Here is a 17,690-nt window from a genome sequence, read left to right as displayed (position 1 = left end):
AGCATAAATTGGATCCAAAAATACCAAAAATGCCGCAATAGTGGATTGACGATGGCGCGTCATGGCCATTATTGGATACAAAAAGTAAGAGGTCGGGAGGAAAAGGATCTTGCCCCAATCGGTTTCCCGGATCGACCGGCTGCGCTCGCGCGACTGTCATGCGGCCCGGCCGGAGCTGGCCGCGTGAGCGCGCGTCCGGCCGGCGGGCGGCGCGTCGCCCTGGTCACCGGGGCCGTCGGCGGCATCGGCGCGGCGGTCTGCCGGCGGCTCGCGGCGGAGGGCTTCGCGCTGGCCGTCAGCGGTCTCGAACGTCCCGCCTGCGAGGAGCTGGCGGCCGGGCTGCCCGGCGAGGGGCACCATCCGGTCGCCTGCGACGTCACCGACGAGGCCGCCGTCGAGGCCCTGTTCGACGAGGCGGAGACGCGCCTCGGGCCGGTCTCGGTGCTGGTCTGCGGCGCGGCCGTGCTGCTGCTGCGCGAAGGCGGTCGGCGCCCGCTGCTGGTCGAGACGACGCTGGAGGAGTGGGAGCGCACGCAGGCCGTCAACGGTCGCGGCACCTTCCTCTGCCTGCGCAGCTTCCTGCGCCGGCGCCAGGAGCGGCCGCTGCCGGACGGCCGCGTCGTCACCTTCAGCTCGGTCGCCGCCCAGCTCGGCGGCTACCGCGCGTCGAGCGCCTACATCGCCAGCAAGGCGGCGATCCTGGGCCTGACCAAGGCGGCGGCCCGCGAGGCGGCGCCGCTCGGCATCACGGTGAACTGCGTCGCGCCGGGCCTGATCGACGCGCCGATGCTGCGCCTCTCGCTGCCGCCGGGCGCCGAGGGCGAGGCGGCGGCGGCAATTCCCCTGCAGCGCATCGGCTCGCCCGAGGAGGTCGCCGATGCGGTCGCCTTCCTGGCCTCGCCGGGCGCCGGCTACATCACCGGCGCCACGATCGACATCAACGGCGGCTATCGGATGCAGTAGCGATGCGCGGTAACCCGATCCTCTGGCTGAGCGACCGGCTGGTCGAGATCGCCGGCCTGGTGCTGCTGGCGATGATGCTGCACGTCTGCGCCGACGTCGCCATGAAGTACCTGTTCAACGACCCCATCGAAGGCACGCTGGAGGTCGTCTCCTACTACTACATGGTCGGTTCGGTGTTCCTGCCGATCGCCCTGGTCGAGCTGCGCCGCGGCTCGGTCGCCGTCGATCTCTTCTTCAACATGATGCCGGCCCGGCTGAAGCTGGTCTGCGTCGGCGCGGTCCTGCTGGCCAGCGCGCTGGTCTACGGCGGCCTCGCCGACGTCACCTGGCACGACGCCCTCAAGGCCTTCGCCAAGCGCGAGGTCGTGATGGGGCCGATCGACGTGGTGATCTGGCCCAGCCGCTTCGCGCTGCCGGCCAGCTTCGCCCTGGGCGCTCTGGTCTGCCTCTGGCATCTCGGCCGCCTGCTGTTCGGCGGCGCCGCGGCGCGCGCGGAGCTGATCTCGACCCACGAAGAGCTGGAGGAGGTCTGATGTCGCCGATCGAGATCGGCTTCCTCGGGGTCGGCGCGGTGCTGCTGCTGATGGCGCTGCGCCTGCCGATCGGCATCGCCCTGGCCGGCGTGTCGTTCCTCGGCCTCTGGGCGGTGACCAACCTGACAGCGGCCTGGGGGCTGGTCCGCGCCGTGCCCTACGAGTTCATCGCGACCTGGTCGTTCAGCGCCGTGCCGATGTTCCTGCTGATGGGCTACATCGCCTCCCATGCCGGCCTGACCAGCGGCCTGTTCCGCTCGATGCGCATCCTGCTGGCCGGCGTGCCGGGCGGTCTCGCCTGCGCGACGGTCGGCGCCTGCGCGCTGTTCGCGGCGGCCTCGGGCTCCAGCGTCGCGACCGCCGCGGCGATGGCCCGGATCGCCGTGCCGGAGATGATCCGCCACCGCTACGACCGGGCGCTGGCGACCGGCTGCGTCGCCGCCGCCGGCACGCTCGGCTCGCTGATCCCGCCGTCGATCCTGATGGTGCTCTACGGCGTCTTCACCCAGCAGTCGATCGGCAAGCTGTTCGTCGCCGGCTTCCTGCCCGGCCTGCTGTCGGCGGTCGTCTACATGGCGATGATCGTCACCCGCGTCTCGATCACCCCCTCGCTGGCGCCGCGCGCCGCCGCGGCGGCGGCACCGGGCGAGCTGCGCGACGCCCTGCGCGAGATCTGGCCGCTGCCGCTGCTGATCCTCGGCGTGCTCGGCGGCATCTTCACCGGCGTCATGACGCCGACCGAGGCCGGCGCGGTCGGCGCCTTCATCGCCGTGCTGATCGCCGCGGTGCGCGGCCGCCTGAGCCGCGCCATGCTGCGCGGCGCGCTGCGCGACACGGCGATGGGCACCAGCGTGATCTTCGTGATCGCCATGGGCGCCTCGATGTTCACCACCTTCATGGGGCTGACGCGCCTGCCGACCACGGTCGCCGAGGCGATGCTCTCGGTCGGCGACGACCCGCTGCTGCTGGTCGTGATGATCGGCGTGATCTTCGTGATCCTCGGCATGTTCATCGACTCGATCGGCCTGATGCTGCTGACCCTGCCGATCATGATGCCGCTGCTCGACCGGGCCGGCGTCGACATGATCTGGTTCGGCATCCTGGTCATCAAGCTGCTCGAGATCGGCCTGGTGACCCCGCCCGTCGGGCTCAACGTCTACGTCATCAAGTCCGCGCTCGGCGGTCTCGTCGAGCTGCCGACGGTCTTCAGGGGCGCCGCCTGGTTCATCGTCATGGACCTGGTGACGCTGGCCCTGCTGATCGCCTTTCCCGCCATCTCGCTCTGGCTGCCGAGTTTGATGGACTGATCGGGGATCCCGGGAGTGCAGCCGTGACAAGCAAGAACTTGGGATGGAGGACAACGCCATGAGGAGCCTGTTGAGCAACGCGCGACCGGTCGGGGCCGCCCTGGCGGTCGCCGGCCTCACGATCGCGAGCCTGACGGCCGCGGAGCCGGCCGCCGCCGAGCAGTACAACCTGTCGACCTGGCTGGAGCCGAACCACATCATCACCCGCAAGGCGCACGTCGAGTGGGCCGAGGCGGTCAAGCAGGCCAGCGGCGGCGCCATCGACTTCCAGGTTTTCGTCGGCGGCGCGCTGATCCCGGCCAAGTCGACCATGCAGGGCACCGCCGACGGCATCGCCCAGGTCGGCTTCCACACCGCGACCTACACGCCCTCCGACCTGCCGGTCTCGAACGCACTGGCCGACATGGGCTTCAAGACGCCCGACGCCTTCGTCATGGCCTTCGCCTACTCCGACTTCATGATGCACGAGGCGGCCGGCTACCAGGACTGGCGCAAGAACGGCGTGATCTTCGGCGGCGGCTATTCGACGCCGATCTACTACTTTCTGTGCCGCGGCGAGAACCGCACGCTGGCCGACTTCAAGGGCAAGCGCGTGCGCATGCCGGGCGGCGGCTGGGCCCGCTTCGGCCAGCACATCGGCGTGGTCGGCGTGAACGTGCCGTCCTCGGAGATCTACACGGCCTTCGAGCGCGGCAGCGTCGACTGCACCGCCTCCGACCCGACCCACCTGACCTCGGGCGCGACCCTGATGGAGGTCGTCGACTCGGTGACGCTGCTGAAGATGAGCCCCTTCTATGCCGGCGTCACCTGGGCCTACAACGTGCCCTTCTGGCAGGGCCTGACCGACGCGCAGCGCCGGCTGCTGTTCGACGAGTCGGCGAAGGCCATGGTCCGCATGGAGGTCGAGTACGACAAGAACGTCGAGGCGGCGCTGGCCGCGGCGCGCCAGAAGGGCGTCAAGCTGATCGAGCCCGACGCGACCCTGCAGCAGTCCTACGACCAGTGGGTCGCCGACGGCATCGGCGGCGTCGCCGAGATCGCCAAGGAGAAGCACGGCATCCAGGATCCCGCGGCGCTCTTCGCCTCGTTCGAGCCCTACATGACGAAGTGGGTCGGGCTGATGAAGGGCGTCGACCGGCACGACGAGGCGGCCCTGACCAAGCTGGTCAAGGCCGAGATCTACGACACCCTGGACGTGTCCAAGTACGGCATGGAGTGAGCCGGGACGGGGGGCGGCGCGGCGCGCCGTCCCCCTCCTGCTCCTCCCCCCCGGCCCGGCCGTGCCGGGAATCCCGTTCCGAAGTAACGACTGGAGTAGCGATACGATGGGCGAACTCGACGCCGCGCGGCCTCTCGCCTTGGTCACCGGCGCCGCCGGCGGCATCGGCCTGGCCAGCGCCGCGCGCCTGGCCGAGGACGGCTTCCAGGTAGTGATGACCGATCTCGACCGCGAGCGCCTGGCCGCGGCGGCGCAACCGCTGAGGCAACGGGGCACCGGCGTCGCGACCCGCGCCGCCGACCTGCGCGACGAGGCGGCCCTCGACGCCCTGGTCGGGTCGCTGCCGCGCCTCGACGTGCTGGTCAACAACGCCGGCATCTTCGACGTGCGCGCGTTCGAGGCGCTGACCAGCGACGACTTCCGGCGCATGACCGAGGTCAACCTGATCCCCGTCTTCGCGCTGTCGCAGCGCGCCGCCGCGCGCATGCCGGAGGACGGCCGCATCGTCAACATCGCCTCGCGCTCCTGGCTGGGTGCGCGGCGCTTCGCCCACTATGCCGCCTCCAAGGCCGGCGTCGTCGGCCTGACCCGGGCGATGGCGCTCGACCTGGCGCCGCGCCGGATCCTGGTCAACGCCGTCGCGCCCGGCGTGATCGACACGCCGATCCTGGCGGCCTGGAGCGACGCGCAGCGTGCGGCCCTGGCCCAGCAGCAGGTCATCGGCCGGATCGGCCGGCCCGAGGACATCGCCTCGGCGGTGTCGTTCCTGGCCTCGCCGCGCACCGGCTTCATCACCGGCCAGGTCATCGTCGTCGACGGCGGCGCCTCGGTCGGCGGCATCGGGGGGAGCTGAGCCATGGAACGCCTGACCGGACGGCTCGCCGTCGTCACCGGCGCCGGCGCGGGCATCGGCCGGGCGATCGCCCGGCGCCTGGCCTCGGAGGGCGCCAGCCTGATCGTCCTCGACCGCCAGCCCGAGGGCCTGGCCGAGACCGAGGCGCTGCTGGGCGAGGCGGCCCACGGCGCCGGGCAGGTCGTCCGTTGCCTGGAAGGCGACGTCACCGACCCGGCGCTGCCCGACCGCCTGCGCGCCCTGCTCGCCGAGCTCGGCCGGCCGCTCGACGTGCTGGTCAACAACGCCGGCATCGGCGGCGGCGGCATGGCCCACGAGACCAGCGACGCCGACCTGCAGCGCTACCTAGACGTCAATCTGGTCGGCCTGTTCCGCCTGTCGCGCTTCGCCGTGGAGGCGATGCGCGGGCGCGGCGGCGTGATCCTCAACCTCGCCTCGATCTACTCCTTCATCGGTGCCACCGGCTCGGCGGCCTACAGCGCGACCAAGGCGGCGGTCGCCGGCCTGACGCGGCAGATGGCGACCGACTACGGGCCGGAGGGCATCCGCGTCGTCGCCCTGGCGCCGGGCCTGATCGAGACGCCGCTGACCGCCGAGCGGATCCGCAGCGAGCGCTGGCGGCGCCACATCTACATCGACCAGTCCCCGCTGCGCCGGGTCGGCCGGCCGGAGGACATCGCGGCGGCCGCCGCCTTCCTGGTCAGCGACGACGCGAGCTTCGTCACCGGCGAGACGCTGCGCGTCGACGGCGGCTGGACGCTCGGCCGCTACCCGCGCCCGACCGCGGAATGGGCGGAGTGAGCGGCGGCAGCCGGCCGGCGGCGGCGGCCGAGTCGCTGCACGACCTCGTCGTGGTCGGCAGCGGCGCGGCCGGCATGGCCTGCGCAATCGTCGCCCACGAGCTGGGCCTGCAGCCGGTCGTGCTGGAGAAGGCGCCGTGGTTCGGCGGCTCGACGGCGCTGTCGGGCGGCGCCACCTGGATCCCGAACAACCCGCACCAGGTCGCGGCGGGCCGGGCCGAGAGCCGGGCGGCCGTCCTGGCCTACCTGCGCGGCGAGACCGGCAATCGCGGCTCGGAGGCCCACTGGGAGGCCTTCCTGGACAAGGGCCCCGAGATGGTCGCCTTCCTGGAGGCGAGGAGCGAGCTCAAGTTCTCGGTCCGCCCGGTCGCGCCCGACTACCACTCGGATCGCGAGGGGGCGGGCCTCGGCTGGCGCGTCCTCGACCCGCTCGACTACGACGGCCGCCGGCTCGGCGCCGACTTCGACAGGCTGCGGCCGCCGGTTCCGGAGTTCACCATCCTCGGCGGCATGATGGTCGGCCGCCAGGACCTGCCGCACCTCTTCGCGATGACCCGCTCGCTGCGCTCGGCGCGCCACGTCGCCGGCATTCTGGCCCGGCACCTCGCCGACCGCCTCGGCCACCGCCGCGGCACCCGCCTGGTCATGGGCAACGCCATGGCCGCCCGGCTCGGCCACAGCCTGCTCGCCCGCGGCATTCCCCTGGAGCTGGAGACGGCGGCCGTCGAGCTGCTGGTCGAGCAGGGGAGGGTCGCCGGCGTGGTCGCCGAGCGGCAGGGCCGGCGCCGGCTGTTCCGCGCCCGGCGCGGCGTGGTGCTGGCCGGCGGCGGCATCCCGCACGCCCCGGGGCTGGCCGGGCAGATCGCGCCGCATCGCGACCTGCGCGGCCACTGGTCGATGTCGCCGGCCCACAACAGTGGCGACTCGGTCGGCCTGGCCGCGCCGCTCGGCGGCCACCTGCTTGAGAGCAACAGCGACAACGGCTTCTGGACGCCGGTCTCGCTGCTGCCGCAGCCCGGCGGCGGCGTGCGGCCCTTTCCACATCTCTTCCTCGACCGCGCCAAGCCCGGCGTCGTCGCGGTCGACCGGAGCGGCCGGCGCTTCGTCAACGAGGCGGCCTCCTACCACGACTTCGTGCGCGGCCTGCTGGGCCGCGACGGCGGGCGCGGCAGCGAGCCGCCGGTCTGGCTGGTCGCCGACCACCGGGCGATCCGCCGCTACGGCCTGGGCGCGGTGCGGCCCTTCCTGGCCGCGCTCGGCCGGCATCTGCGCAGCGGCTACCTGAAGCGCGCCGATACGCCCGAGGCGCTGGCGGCCGCGCTCGGCATCGACGCCGGCGGCCTGCGCGAGACCCTGGCGGCCTTCAACCGGGACGCCGCGGCGGGCGAGGACCGGGCCTTCGGCAAGGGCTCGACGGCCTACAACCGCTATCTCGGCGACCCTGAGAACCGGCCGAACCCCTGCCTGCGGCCGCTCGACCGGCCGCCCTTCTACGCGATCCAACTCCACCCGGGCGACATCGGCGCCTCGATGGGGCTGGAGACCGATCCGCAGGCTCGCGTGCTCGACGGCGAGGGGCGGCCGATCCCGGGCCTCTACGCCTGCGGCAACGACGCCAACTCGATCATGGCCGGCGCCTATCCCGGCGCGGGCATCACCCTGGGGCCGGCGCTGACCTTCGGCTACATCGCGGCGCGACAGCTCGCCGGCGACGGCGGCTGAGGGCCCGCACCCGGTCCCAGACCGGCTCGTCGGCGCAGAGCGACGCGCCCCCCGCTAGCGCGGCGCGGCCCGGCGCGGCAGGGGCTGGCGCTGCGCCGCCGCGGTGATCCCGGCCTCCTGCAGCAGCCATTCGCGGAACAGCTCCAGCACCGGCGCGCCGGCGAACCGCGGCGAGGAGAGGAAGTAGTAGGTCTCCTCGGAGTGCACGGCGGCGTCGAAGGGCGCCACCAGCTTGCCCTTGCGCAGGTCGTCCTCGACCAGGAAGCGCTGGCCGATCGCGACGCCGAGGCCGAGCTGGGCCGCCTGGTAGGCCATGCTCGAGGATTCGAAGCGGTGGCCCTGCTCGGCGCCGATCTCCGGCAGGCCGACGCCGCGGAACCAGTCGCTCCAGTCCGACGGCCGGCCGAAGGAGTGCAGCAGGGTCGCGTGCACCAGGTCGCGCGGCTCGCGCAGCGGCCAGGGCTGCTCGGCCAGCGACGGGCAGCAGACCGGCACGATGTAGGTGTCGCAGAGGCGATCGGCCCGGTAGGGCCACTCGCCGTAGCCGCCGCGCACCGCGCCGTGGATGTCGCTGTTGGCGAAGTCGACCGGCTGCAGCGAGGCGGTCAGGTGGACGCGGATGTCCGGGTTCTGGTCCTGGAAGCGCTTCAGGCGCGGGATCAGCCAGCGCATCGCGAAGGTCGTGTAGGCCTGGATGTTCAGGATCTCGCGGGTCTGCCGCCGGCTGAGCCGGCGGGTCGCGCGGTCGAGCTGGGCGAAGAGCTGCGACAGGTCGCGCTTGTAGTGCTCGCCGTCGGCGGTCAGCACGACGGCCCTGTGGCGCCGCTCGAAGAGCCTGATCTCCAGGAAGTCCTCGAGCACGCGGATCTGGCGGCTGACCGCCGACTGGGTGACGCAGAGCTCCTCTGCGGCCTTGGTGAAGCTCAGGTGCCGGGCCGCGACCTCGAAGGTGCGCAGGGCCGTGAGCGGCGGCAGCATCGCGTTTCCTTCCTCCTCGTCCGCTTGTTCCGGCGGCGCGCGCCGGTTCATGACAGTCTTGCATGATTTCAGATCATGCAGGCGGTGCGAAATCGTCGTTTGCGGCAGCACGGGCTTTTCGGAACCCTGACTGCAAGAACGTGGCCGCTTCCAAGAGGCCGCGCACAGACCGGGAGGATATCTGCAACGCGATCTCAGTAATCGCGAGCGGCAACTTTCAATAGAACTTTCGAGATCCGAGGAGATCGCGGAGCATGTCCAGCTCTCCGTTGCGCGATGCCGCATGCATGGCGGGCATCGGAACCACGGCCTATGGCTCTTTTCCCGACAACGACACCTACGGCCTCGGTGCCGAGGCGCTGCTCGCCGCGCTCGACGACTGCGGCCTCGAGCTCGCCGACATCGACGGCCTGATCGTCAACCGCATCCCCTCCTACGAGCGCTTCGCCGAGATGATGGGCATCAGCCCGCGCTTCTGCCTGCAGACCGACTCGCCGGGGCGCTACTCCGCGGTCTCGCTGATGCTGGCAACCCAGGCGATCGCGACCGGCGCGGCCGAGGTCGTCGCCCTGGTCTACGGCAACAACGGCCGCTCGAACCGGGTGTTCTACGGCGGCGGCGAGGGCGAGTGGGCGCCCTGGGGCATGAGCTCGCCGGGCGCCTCCCACGCCATGCAGTTCCAGGCGCACATGGCGCGCTTCGGCACGCGGTCCGAGGACCTGGGCCACGTCTCGGTCGCCTTCCGCAAGCACGCCCGCCTCAATCCCCAGGCGGTGATGCGCAAGCCGATCACCCTGGAGGACCACGACAGCTCGCGCTTCATCTGCGAGCCGCTGCGCCTGCTCGACTACTGCCTGATCAACGACGGCGGCGTCGCCTGGATCGTCACCACGCCGGAGCGCGCGAAGGACCTCAGGAAGAAGCCGGTCTACGTCTCCGGCTACGCCCGCCAGGACGTCTACGAGTCGACGCCGCGGCTCGACTGCTGGTATCCGGAGCTGAAGCGCATCGAGGCCCGGGTCTACGAGAACGCCGGCATCGGCCGCGACGAGATCGACGGCCTGATGATCTACGACAACTTCTCGCCGACCGTGCTCTTCGCGCTGGAGGGCCTGGGCTTCTGCGGCCAGGGCGAGGCCGGCGACTTCGTCAAGGACGGCACGCTGGAGCTCGGCCGCGGGCGCTGGCCGACCAACACCTCGGGCGGCCACCTCTCCGAGAGCTACATGCAGGGCTGGGCGCTGATCGCCGAGGCGGTGCGCCAGCTGCGCGGCGAGTGCGGCGAGCGCCAGATCCCCGACGCCCGGGCGATCCAGTTCATCGCCGCCACGCCGATCTCCTCCTCGATCATCTTCCGCCGGGACTGACACCGTGACGACAGCCAAGCCCAACCCGATCGTCGACGTCTGGAACAAGCCCTTCTGGCAGGCCTGCGCCGAGGGCCGCCTGCTGCTGCAGCGCTGCGGCGAGACCGGCCGGTGCTGGTATCCGCCGGCGCCGGTCAGCCCCTACGCGCCGAAGGCCTCCTGGGAATGGGTCGAGTGCTCCGGCAGGGGCGAGATCTTGTCCTGGGTGGTGTTCCACCAGAAGTACTACGAGGGCTTCGCCGACGAGCTGCCCTACAACGTCACCATGGTGCGCCTGGAGGAAGGCGCGCAGCTGCTGACCAACGTGCTGGCCGACAAGGCCGAGCTCGCGGTCGGCAAGCCGATCGAGGTGACCTTCGACGCACGCGGCGACGTCACCGTGCCGCTGTTCCGCCTGGCGGGGTCGGCCGCGTGAGCACGCCCCTGATCAAGGTCGAGGAGCGCGGCGCCTGGGCGCTCGTCACCTTCGACCGGGCCGACAAGCGCAACGCCATGAACCGCCAGGCGCGCGGCGAGCTGCTCGCCGCCTTCGAGCGGCTGAGGGACGGCCCGCGGGCGATCGTGCTGACGGGCAGCGGTCCGGCCTTCTGCGCCGGCATGGACCTCAAGGAGGTCGCCGCCGACCGCGAGCGGGGCGTCGAGACCGCCAACGACGAATGGCGCGACGTCAACGTCGCGATGCGCCAGCATCCGGCGGTCTTCATCGCCGCGGTCAACGGCTTCGCGCTGGGTGGCGGCACCACCCTGATCAACGTCTGCGACCTCGCGATCGCCGCGGAGTCCGCGGAGCTCGGCATGCCGGAGATCGGCTTCGCGACCTATCCCGGCCTGGCCGGGCCGGCGACCCAGCTGTCGCTGTCGCGCAAGCGGGCGGCCTGGATGGTGCTGACCGGCAAGCGGGTCGACGCGCGCACGGCCGAGGCCTGGGGGCTGGTCAACCGCTGCGTTTCCGACGAGCGGCTGCTCGAGGAGGCCGAGGCGCTGGCGCTGCACGTCGCCGGCTTCGACGCGGTCGCGCTGGCCGCCGCCAAGCAGGCGCTCGACACCGTGCCGGCGATCATCACCGACTGGCGCCGCGCCTTCGACTTCGGCGAGCTGACCAACGCCCAGATCCGCGGGCGCACCGACGCGCAGCGCGGCGGCCTGGCGCGCTTCAGCGCCGGCGAGAAGAACCCCGGCCAGGGGCGGATCGAGCGATGATCGCCGCGGCGCGAACCTGCCTGGGCGACTACTGCCGGAGCCGCAACCGGTTCCAGCACGGCCTGACGGCGGTCGCGCTGCTCTTCTCGACCTACATGATCTACGCGGCGATCTTCGGGCCCTACCGGACCACGCTGGTCCACCTGGCGATCTTCCTGGCCGCGTCCTTCACCCTCTACTTCCTGCGCCGCGAGGGCACGGACGAGCCGGGGCCGCTCTGGGAGCGGGCGCTCAACTGGCTCTGCGTCGCCGGCACGCTGGCCGGCACCGGGCACGTCATCCTCGACCTCGACCGCATCCTCTCGTCCTGGGGCGCCGCCTTCCTGACCCGCGAGGACATCGTCTTCGGCGCGATCCTGGTGCTGGTCGTGCTGGAGGCGGCGCGGCGCGAGTCGATGGCCTTCTTCCTGCTCTCCCTCGCCGGCATCGGCTACATCCTCTACGGCCGCGAGCTGCCCGGCATCCTCGGCCACCCCGGCATGGATTTCCGCCGCTTCGTCTACCTGACGGCCTACACCTCGGAGGGCATCTTCGGCTTCGGGCTGGAGGTCGCGGCCAGCTACCTCTTCATGTTCCTGCTGCTCAGCGCCGCGATGACCCAGACGCAGACCGGCGCCTTCATCATGGACCTCTGCAACGCCGTCTTCGGACGCCACAGCGGCGGCCCGGCGAAGTCGGCGGTCGCGGCGAGCGCTGGGCTCGGCACCATGGTCGGCTCCTCGATCGGCAACGTCGCGACGACCGGCACCTTCACCATCCCGCTGATGAAGCGCGCCGGCATGCCGGCGCACAAGGCCGGCGCCATCGAGACGGTCGCCTCCGAGGGCTCGCAGTTCCTGCCTCCGGTGATGGGCGCCGGCGCCTTCATCATGGCCGAGATGACCGGGATCCCCTACGCGACCATCACGCTGGCCGCCCTGATCCCGGCGTTGCTCTACTTCCTGTCGATCTTCGCGGTGGTGCACTTCGAGGCCAAGAAGCTCGGCCTGGAGGGCCTCGATCCCTCGCGCATCCCCTCGCTGCGCCAGGTGTTCAAGGACGGCTGGCACCTGCTGCTCCCGCCGGCCCTGCTGTTCTACCTGCTGATGGGCAGGGGCGCCTCGCCGACCTACGCCGGCATGGTCACGATCCTGGTCTCGATCGTCGTCGCCATGACCCGTGCCAGCTCGCGCCTGACCTTCGGGCGCTTCATCGAGATCTTCGACGGCGGGGCGCGCGCCGCCGCGGGGGTCACCGCCCTGATCGCCGCGATCGGCTTCATCCAGCAGGCCATGGTGACGACCGGCCTCGGTCCGCGCCTGTCGGAGATCATCCTGCTCGGCACCCACGGCAGCCTGATCCTGACGCTGCTGCTCGGCGTGGTCGCGGCGACGGTGCTCGGCATGGGCATGCCGACACCGATCGCCTACGTGCTGCTGGCGCTCTTCGTGGCACCGGCCTTCGAGAAGGTCGGCGTGCCGACCCTGGCGGCGCACCTCTTCCTCTTCTACTTCGCGATCAAGTCCGGCTCGACGCCGCCCGTCGCCGTGGTCGCCGTGGTCGCGGCCTCGATCGCCGAGGCCAACTGGTGGAAGACCGCGGTCACCGCCTTCTACTACTCGCTGCCCGGATTCATCGTCGCCTTCATGTTCGTCTACGCGCCCGCGCTGCTGTTCCAGGGCGCCTGGTACGACATCGCGCTGACCGCGGTCATGGCGGCGGTCGGCACGGTCGCCATCGCCGCGGCCCTGCAGGGCTGGCTGCAGTGGCCGCTCTCGCCGATCGAGCGCCTGGCCGTCGGCGTCGGCGCGGTCTGCCTCGTCGATCCGGGTCTCACCACCGATGCGATCGGGCTCTGCCTGGTCGGCGGGGGCGTCCTGCTTGCACGCCTCCGGGCACAGCGTTCTTTCGCAAGCACATAAAAATGGGAGGTGAAGGAGGAAACATGAGACTTCGCACGCTTGCCGCCGCCGCGGCGCTGATCGCCCTGGGCCTGCCGTCGCTGGCGGCCGCCCAGACCAAGTGGTCCATCGCGACCTCGAGCACGGGCTCCGGCCCCTACATCACCGGCTCGGCCATCGCCCAGACGGTCAACTCGCGGACCGACAAGCTCGACGTCTCCGCACAGACCTCCGGCGGCTACAACGAGAACCTCAGCCTGGTGGCGCGGGGCGACGTCGATTCGGCCATGACCCTGCTGGCGGACCTGCAGGACGCCGTCCGCGGCACCGGGAAGTTCACGAAGCTGCCCAACGCCAAGGAGATGTTCGCGCCGCTGCGCCGGCTCTTCCCGGTGACGGTCGCGACGGCCCACTGCGTGGTGCGCGCCGATTCGGGGATCAAGAGCTTCAAGGACCTCAAGGGCAAGAAGCTCAACATCAACGTGCCCTCGACCTCGACCCAGCAGATCAACCGCGCGCTGATCAAGGCCCTCGGCATGAAGCCGGAGGACTTCCAGATCTTCGAGATCGCGACCAGCAAGAGCTTCGATTCGCTGGGCGACGGCATCTTCGACGCGACCTGCAACGGCCTGCCGATGCCGGGCAGCCCGGTCATGCAGCTCGCCGCCACGACGCCGGTCAACATCCTGCCGATCCCGGACGCGGCCTTCGCCAAGCTGAACGCGGCCTACGGCGGCACGATGCTGCGGATCACGATCCCGGCGAACACCTATCCGGGCCAGACCGAAGACGTGAAGACCTTCGGCTACCCCGAGGTGCTGTTCGTCAACGAGAAGGCCGACGAGAACGCGGTCTACGAGTTCACCAAGGCCTATTGGGACGGCAAGCAGCCCGACAACCCGGCCTTCAAGAACATCACCCTCCGGAACGCCCTGGTCGATGTCGACCCGCCGATGCATCCGGGCGTGATCCGCTACCTGCGCGAGCGCGGGCTCGTCAAGTAGCCGCCGGCCGACCAGCGAGAAGATCCCCCTTCCGATGACCAGACCCCTTCCTTCGGCCAGGCAGGCGCCCCGGGCGCTGACCGGCACGACGCTCGTCGAGTTCGTGCGGCCGACGGCGGCGCTGGTCACGGCAGCGGCGGTCTCCTTCGCCGGCCGGATCGCCGCTTGCGTCGGCGGCCGGGTCGTGCGGGTCGCGCCGCCCGCAGGCCGGGACCCGTTGCGCCGCGCCGGCCCGCTGCTGCCGGATGGCGACAGCGCCCTCCATCGCTTCCTGACCGCCGGCAAGGAGGAGGTCGCAGCCCTGCCGGCCGGGCCGGCGGACCTGGTGACCGACGATCCCGAGCTGGCCGCGGCCTGGACCCGCGGCACGGCCGTGCTGCTCGAGGCGCCGGGTCCGGAGGGCGCCGGCAGCGAGCTCACGATCCTGGCCGCGAGCGGCCTGCTCGACGTCTTCGGCGAGCCGGGCCGGCCGCCGCTGCCGCTGCCCGGCCACCAGGCCGCCTACGCCGCCGGCACGGCCGCCTTCGACGCCGTGATCTGCGGGGCCTTCCAGCGCCTGGCCGGGCGCGGGCCGCTGCACAGCCGCGTGCCGATCCTCGAGGTCGCGCTCTGGCTCAACTGGAAGCACTACCTGGCCGCGCAGCTGGGCCAGACTGCCGCCGGCGTCGGCCGCGCGGAGGACTGGGCGACCTATCGCTGCCGCGACGGCCACGTCGCCATCGTGTTCCAGGACAAGGACCTGGCCAAGCTTGCCGAGCTGACCGGCGAGGCGGCCCTGACCGAGCCGCGCTTCGCGACCCGCGACGCGCGGCGCGGTGCGATCGCCGACTTCCGCGCGCTGCTCGCCGGCTGGGCGGCCGGTCAGGGCCGCGACGAGATCACCGCGGCGGCCCGGCGCCTGGGCATCCCGATCGGGCCGGTGCTGAGCGTCGGCGAGCTGCTCGACGACCGGCAGATGGCGGCCCGCGCCTTCATCGAGCTGGCGCAGGGCTCGCCCGCCTTCGGGGTGCCGGCGCTGCCGGCCGTGGTCCGGCACGCCGCCTGACCGCCGGCGCTTCGTATCGATTCATCGACTGTTCGGGAGCTTGCGCTTCATGGGGCCTCTGGAAGGGGTGCGCGTCGTCGACTTCGGCATCATCACCGCCGGTGCCAGCACCTCCGCCATCCTGGCCGACCTCGGCGCCGAGGTGATCAAGGTCGAGGGGCCGGACTACATCGATCCCTTCCGCTACTGGGCAGGCCAGGCGGACGACCCGCGCTGGTGGGATCACTCGCCGCACTTCCGCTTCACCAACCGCGGCAAGCGCGGCCTCTGCGTCGACCTGAAGAGCGCGGAGGGGCGACGGCTGCTGCTCGATCTGGTCGCGGTCAGCGACATCGTGGTCGAGAACTTCCGGGTCGGGGTGATGGAGCGCCTCGGCGTCGGCTTCCCGGCCCTGGTCGCGGTCAATCCGCGGGTCGTGCTCGGCTCGGTGTCGAGCCAGGGCGTCGACGGCCCGGACGCCCTGGCCGTCTCCTTCGGCTCGACCCTGGAGGCCTCGAGCGGCATGGCCTCCTTCGTGCGCTATCCCGGGGGGGATCCGCAGGTCAGCGGCCAGGCGCTCAACTATCCCGACCAGGTCGCCTCGCTGTTCGCCGCCGGCATGCTGGTGGCGGCGCTGATCGACGCCCGGCGCGACGGCCTGCCGGCCCATGTCGACCTCTCGCAGCGCGAGCTCTCCGCCTACTTCATCGGCGAGAGCATCCTCTGCGCGGCCCAGGGGGGCGATCCCTACGCCGGGCCCCGCGACCGCCCGCTGGAAGGCCTGTTCCGCAGCGCCGACGGCCGCTGGCTCGCGGTCACCGTCGAGCGGCCCGAGACGGCCGAGCGCCTGGGTGCTGAGGGCCTGTCGACGGAGCCCGAGGCGCTCGCCGCCTGGGTCGCGGCGCGGCCGGCCGAGGCGGCCGCCGGCTTCCTGCGGGCGCGAGGCGCCGCCGCCGAGCCGGTGCGCCGGGCCGAGGATATGGCCGGGGCGACCGGCCCAGGCCGCGGCCTCGCCGTCGCGGCCGGGCCCGACGGCGAGCCGGTCAAGGGTCTGCCCTGGACGCTCGACGGCGCCGCGGCGGCGGTGCGCGGCCCGGCGCCGACCCTCGGCGGCGACAACCGCGCGATCGTCGTCGAGCTGCTCGGCCGCGATCCGGCGGAGTACGAGCACCTGGTCGCCGCCGGCGTCCTGGCCGACGCGCCCCGGCGCCCCTGACGCCTCGACCGCTCCGGGCAAGCCTTACGGGTCTGGCCTCTTGGCCGTTGTGCGGCGCAACATCTTTCGGCCGCAGGGCCTCCCGTAGTATGTCCGGGGGTGGCGACCGGCCGTCTCGGCCGGTCCTGCGCCCCTGCCGACCGACAGCACGAGAGGAGAGCCGTGACCGCTTCCGCCGCCATCGAGACCGTCGCCCTCGAGGACCGCGGGCTCGCCGTGACCTGGGCCGACGGCGCCCGCTTCACCTTCCATCCGGTCTGGCTGCGCGAGCGCGCGCCGAGCGAGGAGACGCTCGACGCCCGCACCGGCCAGCGCAAGCTGGAGGCCGCCTTCCTGCCGCGCGACCTGGCGGTGACCGAGGCCCGGCGCGAGGACGAGGGCGCGGTCGCCGTGGGCTTCAGCGACGGCGCCGCGGTCCGCTTCGACGGCCGGGCGCTGCGCGCGGCCCTGGCGCCGCGCGAGCAGGTCGACCTGGTCGGCGTGAAGCAGCTCTGGGACGGCGCGCTCGGCGGCTTCCCCTGCTACGACCTGGCCGAGCTGAAGCAGGGCGCGCCGCTGCTCGGCCTGCTCGACGACCTGGCGCGGCTCGGCTGCGTGCTGATCGAGGGCGTGCCGCCGGAGAAGAACGGCATCCTCGAGTTCATGGGCCTGATCGGCAACATCAAGCTGACCAACTGGGGCGGCGTCGAGGACGTCAAGGTCGACGCCGACGCCTTCGACCTGACCCTGACCAACCGGGGCCTGGAGCCGCACGTCGACAATCCCTACCGCTTCTCGACCATCGGCTACGTCGTGCTGCACTGCCTCGCCAACTCCTTCGAGGGCGGCGAGAGCACCATCGTCGACGGCTTCGCGGTCGCCGAGCGGCTGCGCCGCGAGGACCCGGAGGCCTTCGAGGCGCTGGCGACGACGCCGGTCTACTTCCGCTACCAGGACGAGACGACGATGCTGGAGAACCTGCGCAGCCTGATCGGCCTCGATTCCGCGGGGCGGGTCGAGCGCGTCGCCTGGTCGAACCGCACCGAGTTCGTCGACGCCCGGCCGGCGGCCGAGCTGGAGCGCTACTACGCCGCGCGCGCCCGCTTCGCCGAATTGCTCTACGCCGACGCGATGACCGTCACCTTCAAGCTGCAGCCCGGCCAGGCCTTCATCCTCGACAACTACCGGGTGCTGCACGGCCGCAGGCCCTTCGAGCTGGCCGGCGGCGGCAACCGCCACATGCGCCAGGGCTACTTCGACCGCGACATGGTCTCCAGCCGCCAGAAGGTCCTGCGCCGCCAGTACGGCGGGTAGCAGGCTGCTGAAAAAGTGTCTTCCGGCTCTGTGCGGGGGGTGATTCGATTCCGTCATGGTGTTGCCGAGGGAGGCTTGGCATGCGCGGCGGGGATGCGGGTTCGGGCGAGCTGTTCTCTTACGTGAGCTGCGAAGCTCGGGTGCCGTCGGATCATCCTCTGCGGGGGATCCGGGCGATCGTCGACGAGGCGCTGGAGGTTCTCTCGCCGCGTTTCGATGAGCTCTATTCGCGGATCGGGCGGCCGTCGATCGCGCCGGAGAAGCTGCTGCGGGCGCTGCTGCTGCAGGCCTTCTACTCGATCCGCTCGGAGCGCCAGCTGATGGAGCAGCT

At 71.8% G+C, this 17,690-nt stretch carries 17 protein-coding genes; 16 read left to right on the top strand and 1 reads right to left on the bottom strand.

The features are described from left to right. Nucleotides 1-183 precede the first annotated feature (183 nt). The 7 genes from B9O00_RS15245 to B9O00_RS15215 all read left to right on the top strand — a co-directional run bounded on the left by B9O00_RS15245 (nucleotide 184) and on the right by B9O00_RS15215 (nucleotide 7,397). On the top strand, nucleotides 184-963 hold the full coding sequence (locus B9O00_RS15245) for an SDR family NAD(P)-dependent oxidoreductase (RefSeq protein ID WP_200808526.1): 780 nt from the start codon (nucleotides 184-186) through the stop codon (nucleotides 961-963). 2 nt (nucleotides 964-965) lie between these two features. Next, nucleotides 966-1,496: a TRAP transporter small permease subunit gene (locus B9O00_RS15240; protein ID WP_085123555.1), complete on the top strand. Its 531-nt coding sequence runs from the start codon at nucleotides 966-968 to the stop codon at nucleotides 1,494-1,496. Further along, the gene (locus B9O00_RS15235) at nucleotides 1,496-2,803 is read left to right on the top strand and encodes a TRAP transporter large permease (RefSeq protein WP_085123554.1); all 1,308 of its coding nucleotides are present in this window, start codon (nucleotides 1,496-1,498) and stop codon (nucleotides 2,801-2,803) included. Before B9O00_RS15240 ends, B9O00_RS15235 begins: the two co-directional genes overlap by 1 nt. A 58-nt stretch (nucleotides 2,804-2,861) precedes the next feature. After that, entirely contained in the window at nucleotides 2,862-4,022 is a 1,161-nt protein-coding gene (locus tag B9O00_RS15230) for a C4-dicarboxylate TRAP transporter substrate-binding protein (protein WP_159460226.1), read from the top strand. A gap of 106 nt (nucleotides 4,023-4,128) precedes the next feature. Beyond that, nucleotides 4,129-4,875, top strand: a complete 747-nt coding sequence (locus B9O00_RS15225; protein ID WP_085123552.1) for an SDR family NAD(P)-dependent oxidoreductase — start codon at nucleotides 4,129-4,131, stop codon at nucleotides 4,873-4,875. 3 nt (nucleotides 4,876-4,878) lie between these two features. Further along, complete coding sequence (locus B9O00_RS15220) at nucleotides 4,879-5,676, top strand: SDR family NAD(P)-dependent oxidoreductase (protein WP_085123551.1); 798 nt, start codon at nucleotides 4,879-4,881, stop codon at nucleotides 5,674-5,676. Next, a complete protein-coding gene (locus B9O00_RS15215; RefSeq protein ID WP_200808525.1) occupies nucleotides 5,673-7,397 on the top strand; it encodes an FAD-binding protein in 1,725 nt (574 codons plus the stop codon). Before B9O00_RS15220 ends, B9O00_RS15215 begins: the two co-directional genes overlap by 4 nt. Nucleotides 7,398-7,451: 54 nt before the next feature. Here B9O00_RS15215 and gcvA read toward each other — a convergent pair whose 3' ends face one another. Next, nucleotides 7,452-8,375 (bottom strand): transcriptional regulator GcvA, encoded by a 924-nt coding sequence (gene gcvA, locus B9O00_RS15210; protein ID WP_085123549.1) that lies wholly within the window; start codon nucleotides 8,373-8,375, stop codon nucleotides 7,452-7,454. 287 nt (nucleotides 8,376-8,662) lie between these two features. On the opposite strand from gcvA, the gene B9O00_RS15205 reads away from it, so the two are divergent. From B9O00_RS15205 to B9O00_RS15165, 9 genes are all read left to right on the top strand, one after another. Continuing rightward, nucleotides 8,663-9,742, top strand: a complete 1,080-nt coding sequence (locus B9O00_RS15205; protein WP_200808524.1) for a thiolase family protein — start codon at nucleotides 8,663-8,665, stop codon at nucleotides 9,740-9,742. Nucleotides 9,743-9,746: 4 nt separating this feature from the next. Continuing rightward, the gene (locus B9O00_RS15200) at nucleotides 9,747-10,157 is read left to right on the top strand and encodes a Zn-ribbon domain-containing OB-fold protein (protein ID WP_085123547.1); all 411 of its coding nucleotides are present in this window, start codon (nucleotides 9,747-9,749) and stop codon (nucleotides 10,155-10,157) included. Further along, a complete protein-coding gene (locus B9O00_RS15195; RefSeq protein ID WP_085123546.1) occupies nucleotides 10,154-10,942 on the top strand; it encodes an enoyl-CoA hydratase/isomerase family protein in 789 nt (262 codons plus the stop codon). Before B9O00_RS15200 ends, B9O00_RS15195 begins: the two co-directional genes overlap by 4 nt. After that, nucleotides 10,939-12,843 (top strand): TRAP transporter permease, encoded by a 1,905-nt coding sequence (locus B9O00_RS15190; RefSeq protein ID WP_085123545.1) that lies wholly within the window; start codon nucleotides 10,939-10,941, stop codon nucleotides 12,841-12,843. The genes B9O00_RS15195 and B9O00_RS15190 overlap by 4 nt, the downstream gene beginning before the upstream one ends. A gap of 23 nt (nucleotides 12,844-12,866) precedes the next feature. Further along, nucleotides 12,867-13,826, top strand: coding sequence for a TAXI family TRAP transporter solute-binding subunit (locus B9O00_RS15185; protein ID WP_159460225.1), 960 nt, complete (start codon nucleotides 12,867-12,869; stop codon nucleotides 13,824-13,826). Between the two features lie 34 nt (nucleotides 13,827-13,860). Next, entirely contained in the window at nucleotides 13,861-14,871 is a 1,011-nt protein-coding gene (locus B9O00_RS15180) for a CoA transferase (protein WP_085123543.1), read from the top strand. 49 nt (nucleotides 14,872-14,920) lie between these two features. Continuing rightward, complete coding sequence (locus B9O00_RS15175) at nucleotides 14,921-16,066, top strand: CaiB/BaiF CoA transferase family protein (RefSeq protein ID WP_085123542.1); 1,146 nt, start codon at nucleotides 14,921-14,923, stop codon at nucleotides 16,064-16,066. A 162-nt stretch (nucleotides 16,067-16,228) separates the two neighbouring features. Beyond that, a complete protein-coding gene (locus B9O00_RS15170) occupies nucleotides 16,229-17,359 on the top strand; it encodes a TauD/TfdA family dioxygenase (protein ID WP_085123541.1) in 1,131 nt (376 codons plus the stop codon). 80 nt (nucleotides 17,360-17,439) lie between these two features. Next, nucleotides 17,440-17,690, top strand: a 251-nt coding sequence (locus B9O00_RS15165; protein WP_143596247.1) for a transposase, incomplete at its 3' end; no start/stop codon positions are given.

Source organism: Tistlia consotensis USBA 355, from assembly GCF_900177295.1.
GTDB lineage: Bacteria > Pseudomonadota > Alphaproteobacteria > Kiloniellales > DSM-21159 > Tistlia > Tistlia consotensis.
The sequence above is the reverse complement of the archived record's forward strand: the minus strand, read 5'-3'. Positions and strand labels throughout refer to the sequence as shown.

Coding starts and splice junctions, on each gene's coding strand:
- B9O00_RS15240 (WP_085123555.1), top strand. CDS start 966: ATGCGCGGTAACCCGATCCTCTGGCTGAGCGACCGGCTGGTCGAGATC.
- B9O00_RS15235 (WP_085123554.1), top strand. CDS start 1,496: ATGTCGCCGATCGAGATCGGCTTCCTCGGGGTCGGCGCGGTGCTGCTG.
- B9O00_RS15230 (WP_159460226.1), top strand. CDS start 2,862: ATGAGGAGCCTGTTGAGCAACGCGCGACCGGTCGGGGCCGCCCTGGCG.
- B9O00_RS15225 (WP_085123552.1), top strand. CDS start 4,129: ATGGGCGAACTCGACGCCGCGCGGCCTCTCGCCTTGGTCACCGGCGCC.
- B9O00_RS15220 (WP_085123551.1), top strand. CDS start 4,879: ATGGAACGCCTGACCGGACGGCTCGCCGTCGTCACCGGCGCCGGCGCG.
- gcvA (WP_085123549.1), bottom strand. CDS start 8,375: ATGCTGCCGCCGCTCACGGCCCTGCGCACCTTCGAGGTCGCGGCCCGG.
- B9O00_RS15205 (WP_200808524.1), top strand. CDS start 8,663: ATGGCGGGCATCGGAACCACGGCCTATGGCTCTTTTCCCGACAACGAC.
- B9O00_RS15190 (WP_085123545.1), top strand. CDS start 10,939: ATGATCGCCGCGGCGCGAACCTGCCTGGGCGACTACTGCCGGAGCCGC.
- B9O00_RS15185 (WP_159460225.1), top strand. CDS start 12,867: ATGAGACTTCGCACGCTTGCCGCCGCCGCGGCGCTGATCGCCCTGGGC.
- B9O00_RS15180 (WP_085123543.1), top strand. CDS start 13,861: ATGACCAGACCCCTTCCTTCGGCCAGGCAGGCGCCCCGGGCGCTGACC.
- B9O00_RS15175 (WP_085123542.1), top strand. CDS start 14,921: ATGGGGCCTCTGGAAGGGGTGCGCGTCGTCGACTTCGGCATCATCACC.